At 60.0% G+C, this 9,894-nt stretch carries 10 protein-coding genes; 6 read left to right on the top strand and 4 right to left on the bottom strand.

Features of this window, described 5'->3' with window-relative positions:
* The 4 genes from MPJ51_RS04520 to MPJ51_RS04505 form a co-directional block, all read right to left on the bottom strand.
* A partial coding sequence (locus tag MPJ51_RS04520) for a TIGR01777 family oxidoreductase (protein ID WP_298382398.1) occupies positions 1–1,232 on the bottom strand: 1,232 nt, incomplete at its 3' end.
* A complete protein-coding gene (locus MPJ51_RS04515) occupies positions 1,205–1,882 on the bottom strand; it encodes a DUF4166 domain-containing protein (protein ID WP_298382395.1) in 678 nt (225 codons plus the stop codon). The genes MPJ51_RS04515 and MPJ51_RS04520, both read right to left, overlap by 28 nt.
* A 63-nt stretch (positions 1,883–1,945) precedes the next feature.
* A complete protein-coding gene (locus tag MPJ51_RS04510; RefSeq protein ID WP_298382392.1) occupies positions 1,946–2,506 on the bottom strand; it encodes a MarR family transcriptional regulator in 561 nt (186 codons plus the stop codon).
* 58 nt (positions 2,507–2,564) lie between these two features.
* Positions 2,565–3,458, bottom strand: coding sequence for an AraC family transcriptional regulator (locus tag MPJ51_RS04505; RefSeq protein WP_298382389.1), 894 nt, complete (start codon positions 3,456–3,458; stop codon positions 2,565–2,567).
* Positions 3,459–3,622: 164 nt separating this feature from the next.
* Here MPJ51_RS04505 and MPJ51_RS04500 point away from each other — a divergent pair, with 164 nt between their 5' ends.
* From MPJ51_RS04500 to MPJ51_RS04475, 6 genes are all read left to right on the top strand, one after another.
* Positions 3,623–4,435 (top strand): SDR family oxidoreductase, encoded by an 813-nt coding sequence (locus MPJ51_RS04500; protein WP_298382387.1) that lies wholly within the window; start codon positions 3,623–3,625, stop codon positions 4,433–4,435.
* A 181-nt stretch (positions 4,436–4,616) separates the two neighbouring features.
* Positions 4,617–5,081: a (2Fe-2S)-binding protein gene (locus tag MPJ51_RS04495; protein ID WP_298382384.1), complete on the top strand. Its 465-nt coding sequence runs from the start codon at positions 4,617–4,619 to the stop codon at positions 5,079–5,081.
* A 1-nt stretch (position 5,082) separates the two neighbouring features.
* A complete protein-coding gene (locus tag MPJ51_RS04490; RefSeq protein WP_298382381.1) occupies positions 5,083–7,260 on the top strand; it encodes a molybdopterin cofactor-binding domain-containing protein in 2,178 nt (725 codons plus the stop codon).
* Between the two features lie 372 nt (positions 7,261–7,632).
* Complete coding sequence (locus MPJ51_RS04485; RefSeq protein WP_298382378.1) at positions 7,633–8,139, top strand: hypothetical protein; 507 nt, start codon at positions 7,633–7,635, stop codon at positions 8,137–8,139.
* Positions 8,140–8,336: 197 nt separating this feature from the next.
* Entirely contained in the window at positions 8,337–8,957 is a 621-nt protein-coding gene (rpsD, locus tag MPJ51_RS04480) for a 30S ribosomal protein S4 (RefSeq protein WP_170473046.1), read from the top strand.
* Positions 8,958–9,069: 112 nt separating this feature from the next.
* The coding region (locus tag MPJ51_RS04475; RefSeq protein WP_337959806.1) for a N,N-dimethylformamidase beta subunit family domain-containing protein at positions 9,070–9,894 on the top strand (825 nt) is incomplete at its 3' end.

Below are 9,894 nucleotides of genomic sequence, written 5' to 3'. Positions count from 1 at the left end.
CGTACCGGTTCCGGCGCGGTGGCGTTGATCGGCCCGTCGATGTCTTTGCGCATCAGCGCAAATGCGATGACCCGGATCATGTCGTCAAGCTCGATCCACGACATCCATTGACGCCCAGTGCCCAGAATGCCTCCGCCACAGAATTCGAACGGTGTCAGCAGCCGGGCCAGCATCCCGCCATCGACACCCAGAACGAGACCGATGCGCAGGGTAACGACGCGGACGCCATGCCTGACGATTGTCTGGGCCGAGCGTTCCCATGTATCGCAAACCTCATGCACAAAGGCGGGCGAGGGGGCATCTGTCTCGGACAGTATCTCATCCCCGCGCAGTCCGTACCACCCGATGGCTGAGCCATTGATCAGGCAGTCCGGCTTGTGGTCCAGCCGTTGGATCAGCGCATCCAGTGCCCGGGTCACCTCAACCCGTGACCGGATGATCTTTGCACGTTTCCTTGCGGTCCACAGCCCGTTTGCAACCGGTTCACCGGCAAGGTTGATGATGGCGTCAAAACGGTCGGCGTCGTGAATCTGGTCAACGCTGGTAATGACCCGTACCGGATGGGCCAGCGTATCGGCCTTACGCGGGTCACGTGTGATGACGGTGACGAAATGGCCGCCCGCGACCAGCGCCTGCACCAATCTTTGTCCGATGAAGCCGGTGCCGCCGGTGATCAGAATATGCTGTCTGGGCTGAAGACCCGCGACCAGTTCCGCTGGATCAGTTTTGCTCAGACGGTCACTGCGGCTTGCGGCCAGCAGATCGCGCGCGCTGAAAAGACCCACTCCGAGGGCCGACAGGGTGGCCATCACGCTCCACCAGCCATAGCTGACGGGAATGATCGCGGTGGGCAAATGCGACCAGGACCACAGGTACGGCGCAGCCAGCGCAAGAATGGCGCCGTAATTCAGGGCCAGAAGCGTGTGGTTGATACGCTCGGTGCCGGGCAGCCTGCGGGTCAGGTCCTCTTCGACAAAATCCCATAGTGTTATGAGCACTTCGACGATCAGGATCGTGGTCAGGGCAATCGTGAACAGGCCATGGGGTTCAAACCACGCGAAGCTTAGAAAAATGACCGCGTAAAAGAAGTTGCGTACCCCGTGCAGGCGCAACTCGGTTTTTTGCGAGGCCCGCCAGGCGAGGCGTTCGCTGCCCTCATGGTGCACAAGCGTGTCGAATGCGCCCATGAAAACCTGAATTGCAATCAATGTCCAAAGGATTGGGTTGTCCATGTCGGGTCCTCTGTGTCGTGGAAGAGCGCCTCTTGGTGGATCAGTTCACCAAACAGGCGGCTTCGAAGGGTCAGGGAAAACAGAAATTGCGCCCGACCGCGGTCCTGATGCGCGATGGTCAGACGGCCGGGGCGCAGCCAGGACGGAAGCCTGAGCTTGCGGCGCCCAAGTTGAAGAAAATAGTGATCGCTTTCGAAATACAGGCCGGATGGATCGGCCCGCACGCGCAAGGCCATTCCAATCCCCGCGCCGATATATTCTTCGACCCCGGTCGGGCCGGCGAACCGTTTGGAGCTGTGGATGACCTGCGGGAACCCCGCCGCGCGCCCGTATTGGCGTATCCAGAACTGACCGCAACCGGCGCAATCTTCGGTCACCGCCACGACGGCGGGTTGACGCACGCAAGAGGTGTCAAAGGGCAGGGGTCCGCCAATGCATCGGGCAAGTTGCGCCAGTACCCAGCCTGCCGGGCTCATGCGCATGACGGTCACATTTCCCTGATAGACCACGCTGGTCCCGCCGGTCAGGCGATGACCAAAGCGCCGCCTGACCGGGTGGGGCAGGGTGGCCCAGATGGCACCGCCGACAAGATCGCGAAACCGGTTGTCGGCAAGCACCCGTTGATGTGGTGAGAAATTGATTTGTTTCATATGGCAGCTCCTACTGTTTTGTCGGGTATTTCTGTATTAAGAGAAATTGTGGTGTAAAATTTTTTATTCGTTCCGTTTGCTGCCGATATTGAGCAGCGAAAGCACTTTGTCCCCCATTTTCATCAGCAAAGACAGTTTCGACTTTGGCACTGTCAGCATCTGGTCCGACCATCGGTCGGCGGTGGTCAGGAAGTCCTGCATCTCATGCATGCGGGTCAGGACAGTCGGATGCAAACCCGGTTCGCTCTCGGCCTGCGAAACGCAGACATCGATGGCCCGGATGGCCGGATCAATCTCACGCTCTTTCCGGCCTTTGGCGATCAGCAATGCCATTTCCCAGACATCTGTTTCCGCCGCGAAATGCTCTCTTCTGTCGCCCGGAACGGGGACCCGGTGGATCAGGCGCCAGCCAACAAGTTCCTTCAGCGAGTTCGAGACATTCGACCGGGCGATTCCCAACTGATCTGAAATCTGTTCAGCATTCAGGGGTGTTTCGGTCAGGTACAACAGCGCATGCACCTGCGCCACAGATCGGTTGACGCCCCATTGGCTGCCCATGTCCCCCCAATAGAGGATGAACTTGGATTTGGCAGATGAATTGGTGAGGTCTGTAATTTCTGTCATGACAGAAATATTAGGATGAAATTGATGGGTGTCAAGCCTCGCATGTTTGCAAGACCACCTACCCGGCCAGCATCGCGCTGTTTGTCTTCTGATCGCTGGGGGACAACCCGAATTTGCGGGAATATTCCCGGCTGAACTGGGTGGGGCTTTCATAGCCCACATCATAGGCGACGGATGCCACCGAGACATTGCCCGAGACCAGCAATCGGCGCGCTTCAAGCAGGCGGAGTTCTTTTTGGTACTGCAGAGGCGTCGTCGCGGTGACCGCTTTGAAATGTTCGTGAAAGGCCGAAAGGCTCATCCCGGATTCCGCCGCCAGATCGGCGACGGGGATGTTTGTTCTGAAATTGTTGCGCAGGAAGACGATGGTCTTGGAAATACGGCTGGCCGGGCTTTCCAGTCGCAACAACTGTCGCAACATGCCGCCATGGCGGGCGCGCAGCAGGCGGAAGTGGATTTCTTTCAAAGCCAGCGGCGCCAGTGCGCGGGCCTCGACCGGGTCTTGTGACAGGCGGAACAGCCGGGCGACTGCATCGACCAGCGCTTGATCGGATGCCGCCGCGTTCAGGGTCTGAGCGTCGCTTTCACCTTCGGCCAACTCGCCAATCTCATCATAAAGACTGCGCGCCAGGGTCAGGTCCAGTTCCACAGCCAGCGCGGTGTATGGCGCAGAGGCACTGGCCTGGATTACAGCGGCCTCGACCGGTACGGCGTGGCTGGCGATCAGGGTGTCCCCGGCGCCATAGCGGACTGCGCGTCCGCCGATATAGGTTTCCTTGGTGCCCTGCAGAACCAGGCACATGATCGGTTCATAAAACCCGGCGGCGCATTCGGTGGTCTGGTTCTCGGCAAAAGCATAAAGCCCTTTGACCGCAGTCTCGAAGCCGACGCCCATCGCATCTGCAGACCTCACGCTGCTCAACACATCCTGCACCAGATCGTTTGGTATCATCGCCGGACCTCCTGTCCATGTGAGGTATAGCCGGTTTGGCCGGGCGTGGAACACCAAACTCCAACACCCCGGAGGATTAGGCAGATCATTTGGAGGATAAGGCAGCGCGTCTGACGCGCAGGGCGCTATTTTCGGATCAACGACGATAAACCAAGGGGCTGTATATGGCACATACAATTCTGATCACCGGCGCGTCTTCAGGTATCGGTAAGGCAACGGCCGAGTTGTTTGCCAACAAGGGTTGGAACGTGGTGGCGACGATGCGCGACCCCGCGCGGGAAAAGGATCTGACCGGTCGGGACAACGTGCTGGTCACCCGTCTGGACGTGACCGATCCTGCGTCGATCGCAACAGCGGTCGCGTCGGGGATCGCGGCATTTGGCCAGATCGATGCTTTGTTGAACAATGCGGGATACGGCGCATTTGGCCCGCTCGAAGCCTTTTCGATGGATCGTATCCGCCGCCAGTTTGACACCAATGTGATTGGCCTGCTGGAGGTCACCAAAGCCATATTGCCTCATATGCGCGCCCGGGGGTCGGGCGTGATCGTCAACATCTCATCCATCGGCGGGCAGATGACCTTCCCGCTGGGCACACTTTATCATGGAACCAAGTTCGCCGTCGAAGGGATATCCGAAGCGCTTCATTTCGAGCTTGAGGCCGCAGGCATCAGGGTCAAGATCGTTGAACCCGGCATGATCAAGACGGATTTCGGGGGTCGGTCTTTTGACATGGCCAATGACGAAAGCATGGTCGAGTATCAGCCGGTCGTCCAGGTGCTGTTCGAGGCATTTTCAGACACTGAAACCGCGTCCGAACCCAGCCTTGTGGCCGATGTGATCTGGACCGCCGTCACGGACAACAGCCCACGCCTGCGATACCGCGCCGGGGCGGATGCCGAGACGCTGCTGGATGCCCGCAAGGCGCAGGACGATGCAACCTTTATTGCGGGCCTGAAACAGAATCTGGGGCTTTAGGCCGAAAAGGAGAAGCCTTTGCATAAGCGGCTGATTGAAACAGGCACTCAGGCGGTTGCCGCCTTGTGTCATCCTCGAAAACCAACCCGCCCTGTCGCGATGGCACCCGGATCATGCTGGGGCCTGCGCGCGTTTTGACCACTCCCACCAAGCATAAGCCAAAAAGAGAGACCTTTAAGCCATGGCAATTGACCTGAAACTGAATGGCCAGACGCATCGCGTCGAGGCCGAACCCGGCACCCCGCTGCTGTGGGTGATCCGGGATGAGTTGAAACTGACCGGCACCAAATTCGGCTGCGGCGTCGCCTCGTGCGGGGCCTGCACCGTGCATCTGGACGGAGAGCCCGTGCGCTCGTGCCAGACCTATATCGAAGATGTCGAGGGGTCCGAGATCACCACCATCGAGATGATGGAGCGGGATCGCATCGGTGCCGCCGTGCAGCAGGCATGGCTGGAGCTGGACGTGGTCCAATGCGGCTATTGCCAGTCAGGGCAGATCATGAATGCCGTGGGTCTGCTGCGCGAAAACGCCAAGCCGACCGCCGACGAGGTTGATGAATACATGCACGGCAATGCCTGCCGCTGCGCCACCTATCAGCGTATCCGCGCCGGAGTTCTGCGCGCATCCGAAATTCTGGAGGCCTGATATGACAGCCAATCTTTCCCGCCGCGGGTTTCTGAAAACCGCCGCCGCAGCTGGTGCGGTTCTCTATGTCGGGGCCAATGCCAAGGGTGCCATGGCCGCATCCGGCCAAGCCGATGCGATGCTGAACCCCTTCGTCAAGATCGACAGCGATGGCACTGTCATCGCCATCGTGAAGCACTTTGAAAAAGGGCAGGGGCCTGCAACCGGCCTGACCTCTCTGATCGCCGAGGAACTGGGCGTGAGCATGGATCAGATCGGCTTCGAATTCGCCCCCTCCGATCCCGGTGTCTATAACAACCTGCTGTTTGGTCCGTTTCAGGGCACCGGCGGGTCCACCGCCATGGCGAATTCCTGGATACAGTATCGCACCGCAGGGGCCAATGCACGCGAGATGCTGATCAAGGCTGCGGCGCAGGCGTGGGGCGTGGATGCCTCGGCGCTGGATATTCAGAACGGCATGATTGCGGGCGCAGGTCATTCGGCCCCCTTGGGTGAATTCGTGGCCGCTGCTGCCGATTTCGCGCCCTCGGAAACCCCGCGCCTGCGCGAGCCGTCCGAATGGAAGATCATCGGCAACCCGGCCACGCGCCGCAAGGACAGCCCGATCAAGGTAAACGGCACGGCGAAATTCGCCATGGATGTGCATCTGGACAATCAGATGGTGGTCATGGTCCGGCGCACGCCGCAACGGGGTGGCACGGTCGCCGGTTTCGATGACAGCGACGCGAAAGAGGTGAGGGGCTTTATCATGGCCCAGACCCTGCCCACGGGTCATGGCGTGGCGGTCTACGCCGAAAACACCTGGGCCGCGATGCAGGCGCGTGAAGCATTGCAGATCGACTGGGATTTCTCTGCCGCCGAAACCCGCTCGTCTCAGGAAATCCGGGATGAGATCATGGCGGCACTGGACGCCGCCCCTGTCTACAACGTCAACAAGGCGGACCAGTCGGCGGTCAGCGCGGCGGTGGATGGGGCGGCAACGATTGTCGAAAAGACCTTCTACTTCCCGCTGCTGGCCCACGCTCCGATGGAGCCGCTGAACTGCACCATCGAACAGACCGCCGATGGCGACATCGTTCTGCATGACGGCGCGCAGATGCCGACCGGGCCGCATATGGCCTATCAGCAGATCTTCGGCCTGCCTGCCGAGAAAATCCACATCAAGACGATGCTGGCCGGAGGCTCATTCGGGCGTCGGGCCACCCCGGATGCGGATTATCAGGTCGAGGCGGCGCTGGCTTTCGCGATGACTGACCGGTCGCGCCCGGTCAAACTGGTCTGGGACCGCGAGGATGACATTCGCGGCGGCTATTACCGCCCCGCAGTGGGCCACAAGGTGCGCGTGGGTCTGGACGGCGACGGCAAAATTGTCGGCTGGGACCATCAGGTGGCGGGTCAGTCCATCATGAAAGGCACCGCGTTCGAGGCGATGCTGGTCCGTGATGGCATCGACCATTCGACCATCGAAGGCGTGGCGGACAACCCCTATGCCATTCCCGGTATGGCCGTGGGCCTGACCGATACGGAAAAGGCGACCTCGGTCCTGTGGTGGCGCTCGGTCGGGCATACCCATACGGCCTATGTGATGGAGGTCATGATGGATATGGCTGCCACGGCAACGGGGCAGGACCCGGTTGACTTCCGCCTTGCCTATCTGGGCGATGACAAGGATCAGGCGCGCAAGGCTGGCGTGCTGAAACTGGCCGCCGAAAAGGGCAATTGGGGCAATCCGGCTGCGGGCAATGTGCAGGGGATCGCCGTGCATAAATCCTTTGGCTCATTTGTGGCCGAGGTGGTGGAGCTCTCGGGCAACCTTGATGACGGCATTCAGATCGAAAAGGTGACGGCAGCGGTCGATTGCGGCATTGCGGTTAACCCGGATGTGGTCAAGGCGCAGATCGAAGGTGGCATCGGCTATGGCATTGGCCATGCAATGCGCGACCAGATCACGCTGGATGGCGGCACGGTCGAGCAATCCAACTTCCCCGATTACGAACCGCTGCGGATCTCGGACATCAAGGCGATCGAGACCCATATCGTGCCCTCGGCCGAGGCCCCGACGGGGATCGGCGAACCGGGAACGCCTCCGGCTGCACCGGCACTGGCCAATGCCATCGCGCGGCTGGGGTTCCAGGTGTCGGAACTGCCGATGAGCGAGAACGGCGTGGCCTTCGCCTGAGCGCGCTCCGTAGCACAGGCAGAGGTCTGCGGTACGGCAGCCATTGTGACCCGCTGACGGGGGGCGCAATTCCTGTCCGACTCATTTCAGCAACAGATGAGTCGGGCAGAAATCTGCAGGTCTGCATTAACCCTTTGTTAAGATGTTTATTTGATCTTTCGAATGGACAATTGAATTGCGGCACATTTATATCGGGTGAATCCGCCTCACTCTAAGCCAATAGGTTGTATTGAGATTCTGCGGAGTCTCAGGATGATCTGACTCTTAAGCAACATTCTCGTGATCGCTTCAATTCGGTCTCTTTTCTGCCGGATTTACCGTTGATACACAGAAAAATGTAAGCGGTAGGGCTTTAAAGGTACAGGCGGGCAGATGAGAACCGGTAACAACGGTCGCAGAGCGATTACCTGGACGCAAACGGAATTGGATGGGTTGGAGGCTGCGCCACTGACCCAATTGGTTGTTGGGGCGTCATGGTCCTGGCGCGGACGGGCGGTGGCCCTGGATGGCGCGGATGCGGTTGGTCTGGATCAGACCCTTTTTGCAGGCGCGATTTCATTGCTTTCGGACAGGTTGTCTGCACCTGCGGTTGAACAACCCCGTATCGCCGGACAATGGATCGAGATTTCAAACGGCGCACACCGCTTTGTCGCCGATCTGATCTGGGTCGATGGCGAAGAGATGCCGGTGCTGGTTTTTGAATCAGGTTGCCCCGAACGGGATCAGGACTTCTGGATCTGTGCCATGTCCGATCTGTCGGATGCCGAGGATCACGGTCAATCGGCTGATGATGTGGTCGTCGCCTTCCCGGCGCAGCGCCCAAATGCCGAGCGTCAAGCAGATGATCTTGGGCCGTTGATCCTGACCGCAGCGGAATAGATCCGAACTTCCCTCTGATAAATACATGAAAAGCTTGTCCGGGGCCTGTTGACTCTGCCCATTTCACGGATATAAGCGCGGCTTCATTGGTGTTGGTGGCCCCCGCAAGGGGATGCCTGTCATGGGGGAGACCTCAAGAGGACAACGCCCTTCATAGTGGCCTGCACAGGCCTCGACCTAAACGAAGGAGATCAGCCGTGACCAAACGCACGTCTGCCAAGTACAAAATCGACCGCCGGATGGGCGAAAACATCTGGGGTCGTCCGAAATCCCCGGTCAACCGTCGCGAATACGGCCCCGGCCAGCACGGTCAGCGCCGCAAGGGCAAACTGTCGGACTTCGGTCTGCAGCTGCGCGCCAAGCAGAAGCTGAAAGGCTACTATGGCGACCTGACCGAGAAGCAGTTCCGCCGCATCTACGCCGAAGCCGTGCGTGTAAATGGCGACACCGGTGAAAACCTGATCGGTCTGCTGGAACGCCGTCTGGACGCGGTCGTTTACCGCGCCAAGTTTGTTGCCACCGTTTTCGCAGCACGTCAGTTCGTGAACCACGGCCACGTCAAAGTGAACGGCAAGCGGGTCAACATCCCCAGCTACCGCGTCAAAGAAGGCGACGTGATCGAAGTGCGCGACAAGTCCAAGCAACTGGCTGTCGTTCTGGAAGCTGCCGCGCTGGCCGAGCGTGATGTGCCTGACTACATCGATGCCGATCACTCGAAAATGACCGCGACCTTCGTGCGCGCCCCGGGCCTGAGCGATGTGCCTTACCCGGTCGTGATGGAACCGAACCTGGTCGTCGAATTCTACGCGAAGAACTAATCTTCGCCGAATATCCGAATGTAAGGGCCGCGCGTTTTGCGCGGCCTTTTTTCTTGCAATTCCACCTCTGCGCCCAGACAGTCCGGGGACTTGATGCACCGGGGGAATTCGCGTGTCTGACCTGCCATTTGCAACGGGATCAAACCCGACACCGCGCAGCCGGGCTCGGGCGCGGCATATTCTGGACAATTACTATATCGGCCCGGCCCGCGACCCCAAAGTGCTGGAGGTATGGGCCTATACGGACCGGTTCAGCTATGCCCCGGGCGACACGGTCGGATTGCGGGTCAGCACCACGGCGGACAGCTGGGATCTGGAGATCGCAAGAGATGGGCCAACGCAGGTGCCGGTCCTCTCCGCGCATGGTCTGCCGGGCGTGTATCACGAAACGCCCGAGGATTGCTCGGTCAACGGATGCGGTTGGCCGGTGGCCTACAGTTTCGACATCCCGGCGGATTGGGCACCGGGCGGCTATCTGATCACGCTGACCGGACGGCGAGGGCCGGAAACGGTGCAAGAGCATCACCTGATCCTCATCCGCCGCGCCGCATCCGCGCCCCGCGCGCCGATCCTGTTTCTGTGCGCCACCGGAACCTGGGTTGCCTATAATTGCTGGGGCGGGTCTAGCGCGTATGAAGGTATCACCGGCGCGGATGGCCGTCAGTTTTCCCCAACCCTGTCGACTCAGCGCCCCTGGACCCGCGGGTTCTGCTGGCTGCCGCAAGGCGCCCCGAGGGCCTTGCCCGAAGCCGCCCAGCCTGTCGGGGACATGGTGCGCTATCCCTATATGGAATGGGCCTATGCCTATGGCTATTCCAAGAAATACGCCTCGGCGGGGTGGGCCAGCTATGAACGCCATTTCGCCCGCTGGGCCGAGGCACAGGGGTATCGGTTGGACTATGCCACCCTGCATGATCTGCACGAAGACCCGACGCTG

Source organism: Ruegeria sp. (assembly GCF_028066395.1).
Lineage (GTDB): Bacteria > Pseudomonadota > Alphaproteobacteria > Rhodobacterales > Rhodobacteraceae > Ruegeria.
Note: the sequence above shows the minus strand (reverse complement) of the source record. Positions and strands in the feature narration are given on the sequence as shown.